This window comes from Methanosphaera sp. DEW79 (assembly GCF_003266085.1).
Lineage (GTDB): Archaea > Methanobacteriota > Methanobacteria > Methanobacteriales > Methanobacteriaceae > Methanosphaera > Methanosphaera stadtmanae.
This window is the reverse complement of record NZ_MUZW01000061.1, coordinates 1-19,185: the sequence shown is the minus strand read 5'-3', so window position 1 is coordinate 19,185 and position 19,185 is coordinate 1. Positions and strand designations below refer to the sequence as shown.

Annotated in this window: 17 protein-coding genes and 1 tRNA gene; 3 read left to right on the top strand and 15 right to left on the bottom strand. The window is 28.2% G+C overall.

Features of this window, described 5'->3' with window-relative positions; translation table 11 throughout:
* Positions 1 to 64: 64 nt before the first annotated feature.
* The 7 genes from BZ132_RS05925 to BZ132_RS05895 all read right to left on the bottom strand — a co-directional run bounded on the left by BZ132_RS05925 (position 65) and on the right by BZ132_RS05895 (position 6,539).
* A complete protein-coding gene (locus BZ132_RS05925) occupies positions 65 to 814 on the bottom strand; it encodes an MIP/aquaporin family protein (protein WP_011406816.1) in 750 nt (249 codons plus the stop codon).
* 410 nt (positions 815 to 1,224) lie between these two features.
* Positions 1,225 to 1,689 carry a riboflavin synthase gene (gene ribC, locus BZ132_RS05920; RefSeq protein WP_011406815.1) on the bottom strand — a complete coding sequence of 155 codons (465 nt, stop codon included), beginning with the start codon at positions 1,687 to 1,689 and terminating at the stop codon, positions 1,225 to 1,227.
* Between the two features lie 26 nt (positions 1,690 to 1,715).
* Complete coding sequence (mch, locus tag BZ132_RS05915; protein WP_011406814.1) at positions 1,716 to 2,702, bottom strand: methenyltetrahydromethanopterin cyclohydrolase; 987 nt, start codon at positions 2,700 to 2,702, stop codon at positions 1,716 to 1,718.
* Positions 2,703 to 2,836: 134 nt separating this feature from the next.
* A complete protein-coding gene (locus tag BZ132_RS05910) occupies positions 2,837 to 3,466 on the bottom strand; it encodes a thymidylate synthase (RefSeq protein ID WP_011406813.1) in 630 nt (209 codons plus the stop codon).
* Between the two features lie 3 nt (positions 3,467 to 3,469).
* On the bottom strand, positions 3,470 to 4,447 hold the full coding sequence (locus BZ132_RS05905; RefSeq protein WP_112149696.1) for a methionine synthase: 978 nt from the start codon (positions 4,445 to 4,447) through the stop codon (positions 3,470 to 3,472).
* Positions 4,448 to 4,567: 120 nt separating this feature from the next.
* Entirely contained in the window at positions 4,568 to 5,362 is a 795-nt protein-coding gene (locus tag BZ132_RS05900) for a nitroreductase family protein (protein WP_011406811.1), read from the bottom strand.
* Positions 5,363 to 5,447: 85 nt separating this feature from the next.
* Positions 5,448 to 6,539 carry a hypothetical protein gene (locus tag BZ132_RS05895; protein WP_011406810.1) on the bottom strand — a complete coding sequence of 364 codons (1,092 nt, stop codon included), beginning with the start codon at positions 6,537 to 6,539 and terminating at the stop codon, positions 5,448 to 5,450.
* 301 nt (positions 6,540 to 6,840) lie between these two features.
* On the opposite strand from BZ132_RS05895, the gene BZ132_RS05890 reads away from it, so the two are divergent.
* Positions 6,841 to 6,914 (top strand) — tRNA-Ala (locus BZ132_RS05890).
* An 11-nt stretch (positions 6,915 to 6,925) separates the two neighbouring features.
* Here BZ132_RS05890 and BZ132_RS05885 read toward each other — a convergent pair.
* The 3 genes from BZ132_RS05885 to hypA form a co-directional block, all read right to left on the bottom strand.
* The gene (locus tag BZ132_RS05885; protein ID WP_011406809.1) at positions 6,926 to 7,963 is read right to left on the bottom strand and encodes a DUF354 domain-containing protein; all 1,038 of its coding nucleotides are present in this window, start codon (positions 7,961 to 7,963) and stop codon (positions 6,926 to 6,928) included.
* A 62-nt stretch (positions 7,964 to 8,025) separates the two neighbouring features.
* Positions 8,026 to 8,682, bottom strand: a complete 657-nt coding sequence (gene hypB / locus BZ132_RS05880; RefSeq protein WP_011406808.1) for a hydrogenase nickel incorporation protein HypB — start codon at positions 8,680 to 8,682, stop codon at positions 8,026 to 8,028.
* Positions 8,675 to 9,058: a hydrogenase maturation nickel metallochaperone HypA gene (gene hypA / locus BZ132_RS05875; protein ID WP_011406807.1), complete on the bottom strand. Its 384-nt coding sequence runs from the start codon at positions 9,056 to 9,058 to the stop codon at positions 8,675 to 8,677. The genes hypB and hypA overlap by 8 nt, the downstream gene beginning before the upstream one ends.
* A 259-nt stretch (positions 9,059 to 9,317) precedes the next feature.
* On the opposite strand from hypA, the gene BZ132_RS05870 reads away from it, so the two are divergent.
* Positions 9,318 to 10,193 (top strand): ribose-phosphate diphosphokinase, encoded by an 876-nt coding sequence (locus BZ132_RS05870; protein ID WP_011406806.1) that lies wholly within the window; start codon positions 9,318 to 9,320, stop codon positions 10,191 to 10,193.
* Positions 10,194 to 10,223: 30 nt separating this feature from the next.
* Here BZ132_RS05870 and BZ132_RS05865 read toward each other — a convergent pair whose 3' ends face one another.
* Both BZ132_RS05865 and lonB read right to left on the bottom strand, forming a co-directional pair.
* Positions 10,224 to 11,975, bottom strand: coding sequence for a DEAD/DEAH box helicase (locus BZ132_RS05865; RefSeq protein WP_011406805.1), 1,752 nt, complete (start codon positions 11,973 to 11,975; stop codon positions 10,224 to 10,226).
* Positions 11,976 to 12,258: 283 nt separating this feature from the next.
* Entirely contained in the window at positions 12,259 to 14,280 is a 2,022-nt protein-coding gene (gene lonB / locus BZ132_RS05860) for an ATP-dependent protease LonB (protein WP_083757023.1), read from the bottom strand.
* Positions 14,281 to 14,576: 296 nt separating this feature from the next.
* On the opposite strand from lonB, the gene cobQ reads away from it, so the two are divergent.
* Positions 14,577 to 16,085: a cobyric acid synthase CobQ gene (cobQ, locus tag BZ132_RS05855; RefSeq protein WP_011406803.1), complete on the top strand. Its 1,509-nt coding sequence runs from the start codon at positions 14,577 to 14,579 to the stop codon at positions 16,083 to 16,085.
* Between the two features lie 7 nt (positions 16,086 to 16,092).
* On the opposite strand, the gene BZ132_RS05850 is transcribed toward cobQ, so the two are convergent.
* The 3 genes from BZ132_RS05850 to BZ132_RS05840 are packed head-to-tail and all read right to left on the bottom strand — an operon-like array spanning position 16,093 to position 19,048.
* On the bottom strand, positions 16,093 to 17,205 hold the full coding sequence (locus BZ132_RS05850; RefSeq protein WP_011406802.1) for a VWA domain-containing protein: 1,113 nt from the start codon (positions 17,203 to 17,205) through the stop codon (positions 16,093 to 16,095).
* Between the two features lie 26 nt (positions 17,206 to 17,231).
* The gene (locus BZ132_RS05845; protein ID WP_011406801.1) at positions 17,232 to 18,350 is read right to left on the bottom strand and encodes a VWA domain-containing protein; all 1,119 of its coding nucleotides are present in this window, start codon (positions 18,348 to 18,350) and stop codon (positions 17,232 to 17,234) included.
* Between the two features lie 23 nt (positions 18,351 to 18,373).
* Entirely contained in the window at positions 18,374 to 19,048 is a 675-nt protein-coding gene (locus BZ132_RS05840; protein ID WP_112149692.1) for a TrkA family potassium uptake protein, read from the bottom strand.
* Positions 19,049 to 19,185 lie beyond the last annotated feature (137 nt).

Sequence of the window (19,185 nt, the reverse complement as noted above, 5' to 3'; positions counted from 1 at the left end):
TGCTAAAAGGAGGGATATGAGTAAATAAGTTCTTAAAACTCAAATACTCATAATATTTTTAGTTTTAATATCCAATCTCTTTATACAAGTATTCATATAATTGAGCACCACATATTGCTCCTAAAATTGGGGCAATAATATACACAGCTAGAACTAATAGGTCTATAGGAGTACCTGCCACTATAAGATTTCCAATCATTGGTGTTAGTGAACGAGCTGGATTAATACCAGATCCACTTATATTACCTATAGCAACAACGATTCCTAGAATTACAAGTCCAATTATCAATGCAGCAAATCCAGGTTGTGCATTTTTATCAACTGCCACAGCCATAATTGCATACATTAATAGAAATGTACCTAAAAATTCAGCAATAAACACTCCAAGTAATGTAACATCACCAAAAGGTGCTACAGATCCAAGAACACCTATAGTTGATGCTTGTTTACCAAGTATAGCTACTATTGTAAAAGTAGCAAGTAATGATCCTATTATTTGTGAAACTATGTATGGTATAACATCCTTTGTAGGAAATTTCTTTATAGACCATAATCCAATAGTTACAGCAGGATTAAAATGGGCTCCAGATATCCTAGCAAAAGCATATATTGCTGCTATTAGTGGCATTGCAAATGCAAAACCTATGGATAACCAATCACCCACTCCACCTAATGCTCCAATTCCTATGTTAAATATGTTTGTAGTTTCTACTCCTTGGGCTATTAATAATGTTACTACTACTGATAGAGTACCAAAAAATACGAGAGTATAGGTACCTATAACTTCACTTAGTATCTTTCTAAATTCAGTCATAATTATACAGCCTCCGTGTTTTATAATATTTCTACATTATTTTTATTTTTCTTAAAATGATTTTCTTATGTTAATTATATTAGATATATATCGTTTTTTACAAATTCATGTTTTGAATTGACTTGATATTAAATAATTAAAGATAACTTATAGAATAACTATTTTTTATTCATTTTTTAGGTAAATAGTATTACCTAATTATTCCCTCCTTTATCATGTTTTTTTCTATTTTTCTATTTTAATTTTTCGAGGGTAATTTCATTTTACTTGATAAATACATATAGTTTCTTGTATGTGTAGTTAAAACAAAACTCATAAAAATAGTGAAATAAGTTTCATAATCTAAACAAGCAGAGTATTAGAAAAAAAATAAGTAAGGAGGTCATTAATTAATTATAAAAGCAATAGGATTATAATGGTCCTTTATTTTCTCGACCTTCACGTACACCAGTTCCAGCTTCTTTTTTCATAGCTTCTGGCTTAAATAACATTTTTACAAGATTATCTGCATGTTGGGTTGCACGGTTATATGCTAATTCTTTAAGATCTTTTTCATCTTTTCCTTCATCTTCATGAACAAATACTTCAAGTATATGGGTATTAGTCATTAGTTGTGCTTGTATAAGACCAGTACTTGCTTCATGAGCACATAACTTATCGATCTTTTCGCCACCAGGCATTCCAAAAGCCATAACAATGTCACAGTTTTCTTCTTCAATTAACTTTTTAGCAGCAACTGGTAAATCTTTAACACCAGGAACATAACGTTCGATATATTTAACACCAGTAACTTGTTTTTTTATTTGTTTAATTGCTGCACTTGCCATATCAAATCGTGCAAAGGTAGTACTACAAATTCCTATTCTTTTTGACATTATTTAACAACACTCCTATTGAAAAATTATTTTTCATAAATTATTTCTTTAACTTCAAAAGATTTTTTTAGACGTTTAAGATCTATAAATCCTGTGTGGAACATTTGACCAGTTATCATATCATTAACAATAACTTGTGCTGGTGCAAAAATATCCTTAGGCATTTTATAGAAATCCTGATTTGCTTCTTTAAATAATTCAATAAAGCTTTGACCATAATTATCAGAAGCAGATGATGGTAAATTAGCAGCTAATTCTTCTAAATCTTCACCTTCATCAGGTTCAATATAATAATATGCTCTTCCACCAAACATGATAGCATCATTAGTTTTACCCATAGCTTTAAGACTATCAGGATCAACTGGTGTAATAGGGGTAATACCTGCAGCATATGTAATTTTAGTAACATCGAAGTTCATTATTTCATACATTTTGTATATTCCAGTTTCAAGAGCTCTACCAGATATTTGAATAGATCCAACAAGAGAAGATGTAGGTGCAACAAGTATGGTTAAATTTTCTGGTTTTACACCACACTCATCTGCAATATAATTAGCAATATCTTCATCAGGTAATTTATCTGCTTCAAGAGTAATAACTGCAATATCTGAATCTTCAATATAGTTAGTTATTTTATAAATGTTATTATCTTTAAATTTATGTGTCTGAGCAGGTCCAGAACCTATAGCATAATATCCATTAACATCTATTTTCCATCCTGCTTTCTGAGAACCAAGAGTGGTTAATGCTGGAAAATCAGTTTTAACCTTAACAGCAGGCATAGCCATTATATCACTTAAGTCACCAGGTATTGAAATTCCAACATCACAAATTCCACCAAGACATACTTTTGTAAATAATTCCCCACCTTTAATACTTCCCTTAGCATTAACACCACAATCTATAATAGATGTTCCATTGGATAATGTTGATGGAATTACTTTTAATTTTTCTGCATCTTGAACCATTTTATCAGCAATTTTCTTTGCTGCTATGTTCATACTTTCACTCATGCTTTTATCTCCATTAAATAATAATTTAAAATATATCAATAATGAGTTATTTCTCATTATAGGTAATATAATATTATATCTAGCTTTTTTTAACTAATAATTTTTCTTCTATTTTTATAAAAAAATTATTATAACTAATATTTTCTTAAAATTTCTCTACATTTATCCCAGTCATGTTCATATATATGAAGGCTCATAGCATGATGAACCATATTAACAAGTTCAGTATCTGTATTTTTAGCAACATAATAACCAACCTCTCTTATACCAAAAAGATTAGGAAATGTTGCTCCACCACAATCATTGCTTCTAAAGAAATCTGTCATATATAATTGATTATCCCTAATTAAAAAAGCTATTTCCTGTAAACAAGGGATTTCATCCACCTTGTTATCTTGAATTGGATCTATTGTAATAGCAATAGCTCTTCGGGATTGGGGACAATTATTTAATTTTTCGATACAAGTATCAATCTGATCTATTTTGAAATACTGTCTTAATCTGTTACCATATGTATATACAAATCCTTGTTCATTATCAGGATCAAGTAATTCCTTTTTATATGTTTCAAGTCTATCATCATGCCATGGTGAACATTCAGGTATGGTATTATCATTAGGATTTGTAATTTCAAGAATTACATTTTGAAGTTCCTTAGTTAAACTTCCCCTTTCATCAGTTACTTCATGTCCTTCTTGCATTATTTTTTTAACACATGTAAGCCATGCTTGTGATATTGAATTAGTACGAATAAATTTTGCCATTGTTTACACACCATTTTCTCTGAAATATTTTAAAATATCAAGTTTTTCATCTGCAATATCTTTATCTAACATACGCATTCCACAGTCAGGATCAAGTATAATATTACTACTTTTAGTAATAGATAATACATCCTTTATTGTTTTATGTACATTCTCTTTTTTATCAACAGATTTTAATTTAGTATTTACACAACCAATACCTAATAGTTTATTACAATCAGATGTCCATTTATTTTCTAGATGATCAATATTTTGTTTCATTCCTGAAAATTCAAAGTCAAGAACATCAACATTAAATTTTAATAAATCTCCTAAAACATGTTCTAGATCTCCACATACATGTAATATTACAGGAATATCTACTGAATCAACTATGATTTCAATAGCTTTTCTTGAAACTTCTATATCTTCAGCACCAGTTGAAATAAATGGTTCATCTATCTGCAGAGCACATGCTCCAAATTTTTCAATTGCTTGAGCTTCAATACTTAATGCTCTTGCCATATCATATATGGCATTTTCTTTAGTAGTATAAAAATTATCAATAATTGATGAATGAACAAGTGTTGTTGGACCAGTAATTATACCTTTAATACCCTTCATTTCATGTTTAAATATACCATCTAGTGGAGCATTTAATTCATATTGAGGATTTAATGCTTTTGCTGTTTTATATGCTAATTGTAAATCACGTATAGAAATAGGATGTGCTGCAGGAGTAATTTTTCCAATGATATGTGTAGTATTTTCTATGATTTTTAATCCATTGATTTTTCTAGCAAATATCTGCACCATATCTCCTCTTACTTGTCCATCACATATAATATCAATATCTTTATTAACAAAAGAGGTAACAGTATTTTTTATTGCTTGTTTATATGGATCATATAATCCAAGTGTCTGTGTTACTTTTTCATTAAAACTTTCTGCTCTAAAACTACGTGTTGGGTAACTACCTACAATAGTTGTAATAATATTCATATTATCAAAACTCTCTGTTTTAATTATATATGTTCATATGTAAATTCTATCTAAATAATCTTTTTTTTAATAATATTTAATCATTTTATTATTTTTTTTTAAAATAATTGGAAGAATTAATTATTTATATGTTATTTTTATAGTCTTATGTGGTATTGTTCTTTTAAATTTCTTTCTAGGATAACCTATAATGAATGCACATTGCATATGCTTATTAGAATCAATATATGGGAAAAATTCCATTAATTTATCATGATTAATAACATCAGCTTTTTGTATGAAAAATGAATAAAATCCTCCAAGACCCATTGAATATGCAAGTAACTCTAGTCTTGTCATTGCAATAATAGTACTTGTTATATCAGTTGAAAATCCTAGAATCAATTGTTTTCCTTCCCAGAGTAGTGGATTATGTTTATATGATGTTTTATCTTGAAGATATTCACCTAACTGTTTTATACGAGGAAATTTATCTTCATCTTCTTTTATGATACGGTATATAAACTCTATAAATTCATCTAATTCTTTAGTAATAACTACAAATTCTGTATCTTGAATGTTTTGAGCACTAGGACTATAATATGCTGCTTCAAATAAGGTATTAAACGTTTTTTCATCTATTAGTTTATTTTTAAACCATCTAATACTTCTACGTTGTTTATATAGTTGGAGAAGATCGTTAGTTTCTATTGGAATATTCGTAGCATCATATTTTTCAACACGTTCTGGTTGATTTTCATATATCTTTAATGTTATAGTACCTGTAGGACATATTGCCATGCAATGTCCACATTCAAAACATTCATTATTGTCTACCTCATGAAGTGATGGCTTAGTTTTTATATGATTTTTAATACATACATTTTCACATAAACCACAACCAACACATCTAATACTATCAATATTTAATTTCATATGAAAACTTCCTTATAATACAGTTTTTATATTTATGTAAAATATTTTTTTCTAAAAAAAAAGAGTAAAAATGGGAGTTTATGTTTTATCTTTTTGTTGTTACAACATGTGCCATAACCATAGCACTTAAGAAGAGATAGGTTACAAGTGCTGAACCATTAATTGTCCTTGTGATAATAAACAATCCAAGAATTGTTTGAGCAATAAATGCTGATAATGATCCTATTAAAAGTGCTTCTCTTCCTATATATCGTTTACTTCCACGTTCACGTTGTAATTTATATTTATTTAATATAACAAGTCCTATGATTATAACTACTAAAATCCAAATAATTACAGCAGCTAATGCAAGATATCCAAAGTCGAATCCAATTCCAAATATTCCTGGTAAGAAATAATCTATTATGTCTTTTTTTGTAACAAGGATACCATAAAACAATGGGAATGGTAAACCAAAGGATGTTATGAATGTTAATGGTAGTGATATGTATCCATCACTATTTCCCATACTTGAATTTCCCCAATATGTAGCATTTGCTGAATGTCCAAATAAGTTAGTGTTATCAATAACTAATTTAAGACTTGAAAATTGATTTGCATTCATACGATCAATTCTTGATAATGGACTTATAATTTCCATATGTAATACTTGAGATAAACCTTCCATAATACCAAATAATAAGAACATTGCTACAACTACAAGAAGCATATTTCGTGGTGTTAATATTGAATGTTCATGTTTTCCTTTTCCATTGGTTTTATCAAGTATGAAAAATCCTATAAGAATACCTAAAATGAACATAATTAAGAAGTCACGATGAACAACTGCTCCAAAGATAGCTATACCCATAGTTTCAAGTAAAACCAACAATTTTAAATTTGATGTTCTTACACCTTGTCCTTGTAACATATACGTCATTGCCCACGAAGTTACTATAACAAATATTGCTATAGGACCATATGGGTGTGTAAACTCATGATGACTGAGCATAGGTAGTAATAGGCAAACTGCATCTATAAAAAACATCAAAGTTATTCCAGCACCTAATACCAAAGATAACATGTATACCACATTACTATTTAATGGTAGGAAATTTAAAAGTAAAAGAATTCCAATATGCATTAATATAGCAAATTCAATTATTAAGGCAAGGTGGTTTGTAGCTATTAATGCCATATAATCATCTATCCTCCAATAAATTCAATTTTTGAATCTATTTTTTTTTGAATTATTATAATTTTTGAATAATAAATTATTTCATTATAATTTAACTATGTTTATATTATTTCATTTGTTTTATTAATAATTATGTAAAATTAAAAAAATAAGTAGTTACATTTAATGGAAAGGTATGTTTATAAAAAAGTTAAAAACTAAATTAATGGTGATTATAATATCTATTTTTTAAAAAATTTATAATAAGACATAAATATTATAAAAACATATTATTAAAATAATTAAGTATTATTTTTTTAAAGGGCTAGTAGCTCAGCTTGGTAGAGTGTCGCCTTGGCATGGCGGAGGCCTCGGGTTCAACTCCCGACTAGTCCATTTTTAATGTTTTATTTATTAAATTCCTTGTATGTTTTATATATTTCATCAACAATTAAATCAATAAGATTATCTGTTTTTAATTCTACTTCTTTAGATTTTTTTGTTAATAATTCTTTAGCCAACTTTATAATTTCATTTAAATCTGTTGAACGCTTCATTAAACCTTTTTCAATGTAATATTTATCTACAGATAGTACTTTTCCAGGATAACATGAAATTACTGGAGTTTTAAGCAGTGCAGCTTCACGATTCATAGTACCTCCAGCGCCAATTAAAAGATCTGCTCTTTTTGTTAAACTAAATGTATCTACAGGTGTTTTTATAACATGTACATGTGGAATATCTTTAAATATTGTACTTTGTGCTTTAAATCTAGGAATAACTAGTATGTTTGCAATGTCTTTTAATTCATTAACAATTGGTGTTAGTACAGACTTTGTACAATCAGTATGTAAGTATGATGCTAATGAAGGCTCAGGTCTCATTAGAATAATTTTTTTATTATCATCTAAATCTAAGTTAAGAGTTTCTAATATCTTTTCATTGTATTTAAAATCCTCAAGATGAGTAATTTCACAGGTTCCATTGTATTGTACAATGTTGTTGGGATTCATTCCAAATTTAATAGTATTCCATACATCAAAGATTTCTGGAATTATTAATTTGTTTGTTAATGGAAGTGTTAATTTATTAGCAGCAATTGCATGTTCATTATCTAAAATAAAAATATTTGGAATTCCAAGTCCAAAAGCTACACGTGGAAGTTCAATTGAATGTTTAGTAATTGCAATATCAATATCTTCTTTACTAATAAATTTGGATAGATCGTATGCTCTTTTTGTACTGGATAATAGTTTTTCTTCAAGAGTAACTCCATGATCACCAATAGATGTATATTCTAATCCAAAAATATCAAGTAAATCATGAATATTTGAAAAATCTCTAGCAGTTATTAGTACTTCATGTCCATCTTTTCTTAATTTTTTAATAATTCCATTAAAAAATCGTACATGGGGTGTATTTACAATATCTATCCATATCTTCATAACAATAGCATCCTATTTATTATTTTTTTAAAAAAAAAGTAGATAAAATAAGTTTTTAAAACTTATTCTTTATTTTGGAATTTCTTGTATAGACTAATAATTTCATCTACACCTTCACCAGTTTTTAAACTACATTTAACAACAGGTATATCAGGATTTATTGTTTTAACATCTTCAACCATTTTATCAGCATCTGCACCTACAGCTTCAGCTAAATCTACTTTGTTGATAATAGCCATGTCTGCTCCTTTAAAAATCATTGGATGTTTCTCAGCAGTATCATCACCTTCAGTTACACTGATAATAACTGTTCTAACATGTGCTCCAAGATTAAAGTCAGCTGGACAAATTAGGTTTCCTACATTTTCTATGAATAATATGGAAATGTCATCTAATGGGATATCAGGTAGTGCATGTTCAACAAGATGAGCATCAAGATGACATTCTTTTCCAGTATTAAGTCCTTTTACAGGTACATTTTTATTTTCAATTCTTTTTGCATCGAATTTACTTAGTATATCTCCTGCAATAACACCGATTTTATCATCCATTTCATCAATTAAAGTTTCAAGAAGTGATGTTTTACCAGAACCTACAGCTCCAACTAAATCAACAGCAAAAATATCTTTTTCTTCAAATTTTTTTCTATTTTCAGAAGCTAATTTATCATTAGCTTGGATTATGTCTTGTTCAACTTCTATACTAGCAATATTATGCATTTTCATCTTCCCTCTCAATTTTTATAGTTTTAATATTACATTCTTGTCCTTTTAGAATATGAACATGAGTGTTGTCACATTCAGGACAGGTGGCTACAGCCATTAAATGATCCATACCTTCATCAGTTTTACTAATTCCATGAAAACCACAATCTTCACATTCTACTTCAATAGGTATCATGTTAATTATGATTTCAGCATCCTCGAAGATAGTATCTTCTCTTAAAATATCCATCATAAAACGTAACTGTTCAGGATTAAGCATAGTGAGTTCTCCAACTTCTAAAATGGCTTCAGTTATTTTAATAGCATTATTTTTCTTTGCAGTATCAAGTATAGCTTCAACCATACTATTTGCCATGGATAATTCATGCATTTTTTTTTAACTCCACTATTGTATTTTTCAATATAAATTAATTAATTTAATTTTATTTTATTTTTCTTTGTAATTATTATATATGTGCTAAATAGTATTATAATGTTTAACTTTTAATATTTTTTTTTAGATAAAATTAATGAAATATATTAGAAATAAAAATCATAAATTAATAGTAGATAACTTGAATATTAATAGAATAATATTAATAAAAGTCATATGGTAATTATTTAGAATAAAATAAGGAGAGTAGTATTAAGTGATTATTGGTGGATCTGCATCACAAGCATTAGCTACAGAAGTAGCAAGAGAAATGAATGATAAATTATGTTCAGTTGAAACAAAGAAGTTTCCTGATGGTGAAAGATATTTTAGAATAAAAGATGAAATATCAGAAGATGAACATGTAATAATAATTCAATCTACAGGATATCCTCAAGATGAAAATATGATGGAATTATTTTTTATTTTAGATACTCTTAGTGATATGAATGTAACAAATATAACACTTGTATCACCATATCTTGGATATAGTCGTCAAGAACGTAGATTTAAAGAAATAGAATGTATATCAGCTAAAGCTACAGCTAAATTAATTCAAACAATGGGAGTAAAACATTTAATATCAATAAATTTACATGAAGAAAGTATATGTGATTTATATGATATACCTGTAGATAATTTATCAGCAATGCCTGCAATAGCAGAACATATACGTGAGAATTATCCTGAGAAGAAACCTATTATATTAGCACCAGATAAGGGAGCAGAAAACTTTGCAAAAGAAGTAGCAACACTACTTAACACAGATCATGATTATTTAGAAAAAGTAAGATTATCACCAGAAAAAGTTAAAACAAAAACTAAAAATATTTCTGTTAAAAATAGAGCAGTAATTATAATTGATGATATAATAAGTACTGGTGGAACTATTGTAAATGCAATTAACATACTAAAACAACAAGGTGCAAAGGCAGTAGATGTTATATGTGTTCATCCAGTGTTAGTTAATGATGCTATACTAAAAATAAATGCTGCTGGATCAAATTCTGTACAAGCAACAAATACATTAAAAAGTGAAGTTGCAAAAATAAGTGTGGCTAAAACAATAGCTAACCATTTGAAAAATATATAATTACTTTAATAAAAAGAGTTGGGGAATGAATTAATATGATTCATTTCCATAATTATCTTTTCTAAATTTACTTTCTTTTCGATAAGTATCCTTTCTATAACTATCTTTTTGATGATAATCATTTCTATGTGGATTAAATTTTTTACTTTTACGTCCTCGTTTTTTATTAAAATTCCTATTGTTATTTCGGGTATTGTTTTTCTTAGATTTATCTCTAGGTCGTGCAGGTTCTATATGTGCACGTTTATTTTCTATATAGGTATCACCCATAAATCTATAGAAATCTGAAGCATTAGCCTTTGGAATTTCTACAAATGAAAAATTATCAAATATGTCAATGTTACCTATTTGATGACCTGTAAGTCCAGTTTTTTCATAGATGGAATTTAATATTACACTAATTGTAATGTTTTGTTTTCTACCAACACTCATAAAGAAACGTACAAATCCTTCATGAGCTTCAGTATCTCCAAATTCTTCTTCTTTATAACGTTTATCATCAATTACTCCTTTAAGTAAAGTAGCAGCAATATCTATTGAGTTATAGTCTTCTTCAACTAATTTTTCAATTATGTATGTTTCTTTGGAAATATCTTCAGTATTAATTTTTTCTTTTAATTCTTCAATGAAGTTATCTTTTTTAACTTCTTCAACATCACTAAGGGCAGGAATAGGTGCTTGTTCTATTTTAGTTTTAGCATATCTTTGAATATCTCTTAGTTGATATATTTCACGTCCAGATACGAAACTGTATGCTTTTCCAGTTTTTCCAGCTCTTCCAGTACGTCCTATTCTATGAACATAATATTCATTATCATTTGGTATATCAAAGTTAAATACTGCTTCAACACCACCAACATCAATACCTCTAGCAGCAACATCTGTTGCAACCAATATTTCGATATTTCCCTTTTTAAATTTACTCATTACTCGATCTCTTTGATTTTGTGTAAGATCGCCATGTAATCCATCTGCAAGGTATCCTCTTATTTGAAGGTGACTTACAAGTTTATCAACTTTTCTTTTTGTATTACAAAATACTAATGATAAATCAAAATCATGTAAATCTAATAATCTAGATAATAGTTCAAGTTTCATATCTTCTTTAACTTCAAAATATTTCTGTTCAACATCAGGTGTTGTTAATTCATGTTTTGTAACCTTAACAATCTCTGGATTTGTCTGGTATCTCTGTGCTAATTGAAGTATTTCTTGAGGTAATGTTGCAGAGAATAATAGGAATTGTCTTTCATATGGGATATCTTCTAAAATATATTCAATATCTTCTCTAAAACCCATATCTAACATTTCATCAGCTTCATCTAAGATTACTGTTTTAATGTTATTTAAACTTAAAGTTCCCCTATCAATATGATCCATTACACGTCCTGGTGTACCTATTATTATTTGAACACCTTTTTGTAATGCTTTAATTTGTCTATCTATTGGTTGACCACCATAAACTGGAAGTACATCTATTTTAGGAAGGTAAACAGATAATTTTCTTAATTCTTCTGCTACTTGTATTGCTAATTCACGTGTAGGACATAAAATAATTGCTTGTAAATTATTATCTTCACTATCTATATTTTCAAGTAATGGTATTCCAAATGCAGCAGTTTTACCAGTTCCAGTTTGAGCTTGACCAGTAACATCTTTATGGGCTAATATTTGAGGTATTGCTAATGATTGAATAGGTGATGCTTCTTCAAAACCCATATCTGCAACTGCTTTTTGTATTTCGGGAGATATATTTAAGTCTTTAAATTTTAATTTTTCCATTTTTTGGTTCTCCTGTTTCAGAGTATAATTATCTTTTTATATTTCTTTCATTTTATAGGATATTCTGTGTAATAATACTGGCGTATTCTTCTATTACTTATGTTACATCTTTTAAAATGAATATTATGTTCTTTTTTTATTTTAAATTTTAGTATTATTTTAAAAAAAAGAATTATTATTTTTTTATTTCTAGTGTTAATTTTTCTACTTATTACTATTTATGTATATCTTGGAAAATAGTTAATAATGATTTTTAAAAAATAAAAAAAGAAGAGGTTATTATTTAATTGTTACTTTTGGAAGGTTTAGAATTGATTATGTCTGTGGGATTTGGTATGTAATTTTTTATTTTATCAATTTTATTTTCTTTTAGACTTTTGATAAATTCATCTTTTTGAGGTCCTACAAGTGCATGTTCTAATACATCAGTCAATGTTTTAACTGGAATAATCTCGATTTGATCTACATATTTTTTATCAATAAGTACATCATCCATGTTTGATGCAGGTATAAGTACTTTTTTCATTCCAGATTCAGCAGCAGCTTCTATTTTATATGTTGCTCCACCAATTGGAAGTACTGTTCCCCTTACACTTAATGAACCAGTTAATGCTAGTGTTTGATCGATTGGTATGTTTTCTATTGCTGAAATAATTGCTGTAGCCATAGATACACTTGCACTATCTCCTTCTACTCCATCATATGATTGTACAAATTGGATGTGTATATCATAATTTGATATGTCAGTACCAATACTTTTTTTAATAATAGCACCAACATTTTGCACAGCTTCTTTTGCTATATCTCCAAGTTTACCTGCTGCAATTATTTTACCTTCTTCTTTACTCTGGGATGGTGCTGCTTCTGCTGCTATTGGTAGAACAATACCACTTGAATTTCCTATAACTGCTAAACCATTGATACAACCAATTTTAGATCCTTCATTTGAGAATACACTGTATTCTTTTCTTTGGGATATGTATCTGTCTGCTATTTGTTGTTCTAATGTTCTTGATTGTTTTCTTGCTTCATGTACATGTTCTACTGTTACTTCTTTAGCATTTTCTTCAACAGCTACATCTCCAGCAGCCCTTACAAGTCCACCAAGATCTCTTAGTTTGAGTGTTAAAGCATCTTTTTTTCCAGCTCTACGTTGTGCTTCTTTAATAACTTCTGCTACTGCTTCTTTTGTAAAATGTGGTATTCTTCCATCGTTTTTAACTTCTTGTGCTACAAATTGACCTAATTTTTTACGATTTTCAGGGGTGTCTTTCATGGAATCTTTCATGAATACTTCATATCCATATCCACGTATTCTTGATCTAAGTGCTATATGCATATCTTTTAATACTTCCATGTTTCCTGATGCAACTAATACAAAATCACATGGAACTGGATTTGTTCTAACCATTGCTCCACTACTGTTATCACTTTGTCCTGTAATTTGGTACTTGTGTTCTTGCATTGCTGTTAGGAGTTCTTGTTGTGTTTTCATGGTCATTGTACCGATTTCATCTATGTATAGTACTCCTTTGTTTGCTCTGTGTATCATTCCACTTTCTACTCTTTCATGAGCTGGAGTTCCTAATCCTCCAGATTGGTATGGGTCGTGTCTTACATCACCAAGTAATGCACCTGCATGTGCTCCAGTAGCATCAACAAATGGTGCTACTTCTTTACCATCACTATTTATAAGAAGTTTTGGTGTTGATTGTTGTCCTTTTGGTCTGAGTTGGTAGAGTGCAAAGAACACTATTCCCACAGCAATTATTGCACTTAGGAATTGATTTGTTAAAAATCCTATTGCCATAATAAATGCAATTATAGTAATCATCAGTATGTTTCTACGTTCTTCTTGGCCTTTATTTTGTTTTTTAGCATTTTCGATTACTTTTTTACCTTGACCTGCCGGCATAACTCCAACTAATGGATTGTTTGTATCTTCAACATTGGGATATACTAGTATGTCTTGTAAATCTTCAGGTGGTAATAATTCTGCCATTGCTTTAGCTATCATGGATTTACCAATACCAGGTTCTCCTATAAGTAGAACATTACGTCTTTGTTTTGCAGCTTTTTTTATAGTTTCCACTGCTTCTTCTTGTCCAATTATTTGGTCAATTAACATGGGTGGTATGTCTATTTCATCTGTATCAATATATTCTTCTGGATTAATTTCAGATACAACATGTTTTGTTAAGTCGGTTTTGTCTTTGTTAGTATTTTCTGTGTTGTTTGTGTTTTCCTGATTTTCTTTTTCATTATTTTGAAGGACGGTTTCTTCTTTTTTCTCTTCATTATTTATTTCATTGGTTATATTTAACCCTCCTTTTAATTATGTTATATTTTTAATTGTTATCCTAATACTTTTTTTTTTAATATTTTTCTATATTTATTATATATTTAAAGTTCATAATAAATTTAAGTAACCGCAGGTATTTAAAACCTACTATTTCTCAATATAATATATAGTGCTTTTATTTTTTAGAAAATATTACAATTATAATGTCGTGTATCTATTATTTTTTCAATAGTATTAAATTTTAACTAATACAAATATAAAACTATCAAATTTAACAAAATATATGGTGGGATAAATTAATGAAATATATAATGTTTCAAGGTACATCATCAAATGCTGGAAAAACATTAACTGTAGCAGCATTATGTAATTTATTATCAAGAAAAGGATATAGAGTAACACCATTTAAATCACAAAACATGTCCTTAAATTCATATACTACAGTTGATAATGATGAAATGTCTATAGCACAAGTTATGCAATCAGAAGCAGCAGGAATAGAACCAAACTGTAATATGAACCCAATATTACTTAAACCAAAAGAAGATTTTACTTCGCAAGTGATTGTTCAAGGAAAACCTGCAGGAAATATGAGATTTGATGATTATCAAAATAACTTCAGAACACAAGCAATTAAAGCAATTGAAGAATCTTTAGAATATCTTAAAGAAGATTATGATATAACAGTTATAGAAGGGGCAGGATCACCTGCAGAAATTAACATGTATGATAAAGACTTGGCAAACATGTTAATAGCCCGGATGACTGATGCAGATGTAATATTAGTAGCAGATATAGATCAAGGTGGAGTATTCGCATCAATAGTTGGAACATATTTTTTAATACCTGAAGAAGATAGAAAACGTATAAAAGCAGTTATTATCAATAAATTTAGAGGAAATGCTGATGTACTAAAACCAGGTATTGAAAAAATAGAAGAACTAACAAATATTCCAGTTATTGGAATAATACCATATGATGAGACATTAAATTTACCAGAAGAGGATTCAGCTTCCTTATCAACACATCATTTTAGTGAAAATGAAAAAATAACAATTGGAACGCTACGTCTACCAAGAATTTCTAACTTCACAGATATAGATCCACTTGACTATGAAGAGGATATTGGAATAAAATTAGTAAGTATTTATGATGACCTTGAAGACTTAGATGCATTAATAATACCTGGAACAAGAAATACTGTAAATGACTTAGTAGAACTTAAAAAATCAGGAGCATTTGATAAAATTAAAAAAATCTCAAAAGAAATACCAATATTTGGAATCTGTGGTGGATATCAAATGTTGTCTAATAACATAATAGATGAGTCATGTTCTGAATCAAAGTATGGATCTGTAGAAGGATTAGGACTACTTGATATGACTACTGAATTTGGACAAATAGAAAAAGTTGTTCAACAAAGTGAAGGTACAATAATAAAAGATAGTTCACTTGGATTTGAAAAAGATACTAAAGTAACAGGTTATGAATTACATGAAGGTATAACAATACTTGGTGATGTAGAACCATTAATTAAAATAAAAAAAGGACAAGGTAATGATGAATCAGGTCTCTATGATGGAGCAATAAATGGTAATGTGTGTGGAACATACTTCCATGGAATATTCCATAACTTTGAATTTAGAAGAAAATTCACAGATCAGCTACGTATAAACAAGGGATTAAAACCATTAGGCCTAACAAAAGATGACTTTAAAGAATCAAAAAGAGTAAACTATGATCAACTTGGAGATTTATTTGCAAATAATGTAGATATGTCCTTTTTTAAAGATTTATTAAGGGATTAATCCCTTTTTATATTTCTTTAATTACCTTAGCAAACTGTTTAAGGGTGCTTGTTTCATAAACTTTTGCACCAACTTCCTGATAATCCCTAACACAACTTGTGGGAGTGTTCCACCTATACTTATTCTCGGGATTTAAAATAATAACATTTCTAGATTTAATAATTATTTTATGTAAAACCTTAGCACTCTCAAGGACACCATTAGTTCGTTTACCTGTCCAATCTCTACAATCTGTAAGTAATATAACATCAGTATGTTTATTTAATTCAGATTCTTTTAAAAACTGATTAAATGATTTAGTCATATCTGAATGACCTCTAGGTCTAAGACCTAATGATTGTAAACCTACATTTATTTGATATGAATTTTTAAAAGTAGAATCAAGTGCATGTGTTACATCAATTACTCTATTATCAAAATTATATAATGTTAATTTATCAAATGAATCATGACATCCAGTAAGCATTGCAAAAAACCATGTTGTTGCCCATTCACATGAACCACTAATATCACAGAGAAATATATGTTTTGATTTATGCATTGGAGGAGTTTGATGAATAAGATTTATTAAATGTCCACCATTTTTAAGATTTTTCCTAATTGTTTTAGGAATATTTACACTTCTGGATTTTTTACTTTTTTTTCGTATAGATCTATGATTAGCTACTTTTTTACTAAAATCTCTACATATATCATAAACTCTATAATCGATAGTATCTAATCTAACAAATTCCTCATCTAAAATGCTTTCATCCACAATTTTTTTCTGTTTTAAACGTCTTTTAATTATTGTTTCTCGAGTAGTATCCTTTTCTACTTTTTTTTGTTTTTGATTAGTTTTATGGTTTGTAGTATTTATTTCAACATGATCTTGTTTGAGGGGATTATTTTCAATAGATTTATTATATATAAAAACATAATCATAAGAGCGTTCAAATCTGGGAATATCTTCCTTATTTTTAACATAAACACTTCTCAGAGCATCTTTTAATTCTTCTGAATTAAATTTGTTATGAAAGTTATCCCATATATTTGAAGCCCTAATTGTACTTCTAATACTGACATTTATTCCCTCAAATCTTAGAAATTGACTCAATGTTAGAATTTTATTGTTAATCATATTCATCTTTTATATTTTTTTAAGTATTATAATGCACTTATAACTCTAGCAAACTGATCTAAAGTACCTGTTTCATAGATTATAGCACCTGCTTGTTCATAGTCAGATACACAACTGGTTCTTGTTTTCCATCTGATTTTCTTCTCTGGATTTAATATAATAACTTTACGTGATTTTTGAACAATTTCATGAAGTATTGTTGCACTTTCAAGAACTCCATTTTCACGTTTACCTGTCCAATCTCTACAATCTGTTAATATTATTACATCTGTATGGTTGTTTAGTGTTGCCTCATCTCGAAATTGTTTAAATGATGTGGTCATATCTGATTGTCCAAAGGGTCTAATGCCTAATCGTTGATGTGCAAAATTTATTTGATAGGTATTTTCATATTCTGAGGTTAATGAATCTGTCACATCAATGATTTTATTATCAAAATCATAAACTGTTATTTTATCAAATGTTTTATAACAACCATATAATATTGCAAAAAACCATGTACTTACCCATTCACATGAACCACTAATATCACAGAGAAATATTTGTTTTGTCTTTTTTTTAGGTGGTTTTTGATGAATTAATTTTACTAAATGTCCACCATTTTTAAGATTATATCTGATAGTATTTGGCATATTTATATTGTGTGAATGAGAACGTTTTTTACGTTTAGAACGCTGGTTAGCTATTTTTTTACTTAGTCTTTGACATATATCAAATACTCGTCTATCATTATTATCTAAAAGTACTATACTCTCCTTCATTAATTTATCATTAATTACTTTTTTTTGTTTTCTATTTTCAATTAATTCTTGGTTTTCAAGATATTCTGTATTTGGATTACTTTTTTGACTTTTAATTTCATTATTGGAAGTATTGTCATATTTTTGTCTAGGTTCTTGTTTTTGTCTTTTTGTTTTTCTTTCTATTTTTTTCGAAAATAATCTGTTGTATATAAGATCAAATTTATGTATATCTTCCCTATTTTTAACATAAATACATTTTAATGATTCTTTAATTTCTTCATCATTAAATGTTTCATGATATTTCTCCCAAATATTTGCTGCTGTTATTGTACTGCGTATACTTACAATCATTCCTTCTTTTCTTAAGAAGTTAGATAATGTAATTATTTTAGGATTAATCATTTTCAAACCCCAATATAGTTATATTATTCAAGTTCTGATGTATTTTTAGTAAATAAGTCTTGTATTTCATTTACATATTCAGTTTTTACAAGTACTGCTACACTATCATCATATCCAAGCATTGTTTCTTTGGTTGGAATAATAGTTTCATTATCTGTATACACCATAACTATGATAAATTTATCTGTGTTATTTTCAATTTCAGAGATGGGTATGAATGCAAGATCTTTATTTTTAACTTTTAATTCTAAAATTTCAGCATTTCCTTGTCCTAATGATACTAGTGATTGTGCAGTTGGTCGTACAATACTTCTTGCAATAAGTCTCATAGCACTAGTTTCAGGATTAATAAAGGGTATATTAAATTTAGTGAATATTTCAGCATGTTCTGTGTTATTTAATCTTGATATAATTATATTAACACCATGTTCTTTAGCATATACTGATGATAAAAGATTTACTTCATCATTTCCTGTTGTTGCAACAAAAAAGTCTGCTTTTGTTATATCAGCATCTTCAAGAATTTTAGTATTTGTACCAGTTCCATGAATAACATAACAATCAAGTAGATAATTTGTTTTTTCACATAGTTCCTTATCTTTATCAATAAGTGTTATATCATGTTTTTCAGCCATATTTCTTGCTAAATTATAACCTATACGTCCAGCACCTACAATTATACCCATCAATTTAATCATCTATTCTTTTTTCATTAAAATTTTTTTTTGTATGTATATATTATAGTATGCTGTTTTAATTAAAAGTTTGTTTTATAAAATAAGATTTAATTATTTTTTTGATTTGTTTTTAGAATTAGTAGAAATATTTGTTAAAA

Bases quoted from the DNA above. Each gene is read 5' to 3' on its own strand.
- BZ132_RS05885 (WP_011406809.1), bottom strand. From the start codon at position 7,963: ATGAAGATATGGATAGATATTGTAAATACACCCCATGTACGATTTTTT.
- ribC (WP_011406815.1), bottom strand. From the start codon at position 1,689: ATGTCAAAAAGAATAGGAATTTGTAGTACTACCTTTGCACGATTTGAT.
- BZ132_RS05845 (WP_011406801.1), bottom strand. From the start codon at position 18,350: ATGATTAATCCTAAAATAATTACATTATCTAACTTCTTAAGAAAAGAA.
- BZ132_RS05905 (WP_112149696.1), bottom strand. From the start codon at position 4,447: ATGAATATTATTACAACTATTGTAGGTAGTTACCCAACACGTAGTTTT.
- BZ132_RS05910 (WP_011406813.1), bottom strand. From the start codon at position 3,466: ATGGCAAAATTTATTCGTACTAATTCAATATCACAAGCATGGCTTACA.
- hypA (WP_011406807.1), bottom strand. From the start codon at position 9,058: ATGCATGAATTATCCATGGCAAATAGTATGGTTGAAGCTATACTTGAT.
- hypB (WP_011406808.1), bottom strand. From the start codon at position 8,682: ATGCATAATATTGCTAGTATAGAAGTTGAACAAGACATAATCCAAGCT.
- BZ132_RS05900 (WP_011406811.1), bottom strand. From the start codon at position 5,362: ATGAAATTAAATATTGATAGTATTAGATGTGTTGGTTGTGGTTTATGT.
- cobQ (WP_011406803.1), top strand. From the start codon at position 14,577: ATGAAATATATAATGTTTCAAGGTACATCATCAAATGCTGGAAAAACA.
- BZ132_RS05850 (WP_011406802.1), bottom strand. From the start codon at position 17,205: ATGATTAACAATAAAATTCTAACATTGAGTCAATTTCTAAGATTTGAG.
- BZ132_RS05840 (WP_112149692.1), bottom strand. From the start codon at position 19,048: ATGATTAAATTGATGGGTATAATTGTAGGTGCTGGACGTATAGGTTAT.
- BZ132_RS05925 (WP_011406816.1), bottom strand. From the start codon at position 814: ATGACTGAATTTAGAAAGATACTAAGTGAAGTTATAGGTACCTATACT.
- BZ132_RS05865 (WP_011406805.1), bottom strand. From the start codon at position 11,975: ATGGAAAAATTAAAATTTAAAGACTTAAATATATCTCCCGAAATACAA.
- BZ132_RS05895 (WP_011406810.1), bottom strand. From the start codon at position 6,539: ATGGCATTAATAGCTACAAACCACCTTGCCTTAATAATTGAATTTGCT.
- mch (WP_011406814.1), bottom strand. From the start codon at position 2,702: ATGAGTGAAAGTATGAACATAGCAGCAAAGAAAATTGCTGATAAAATG.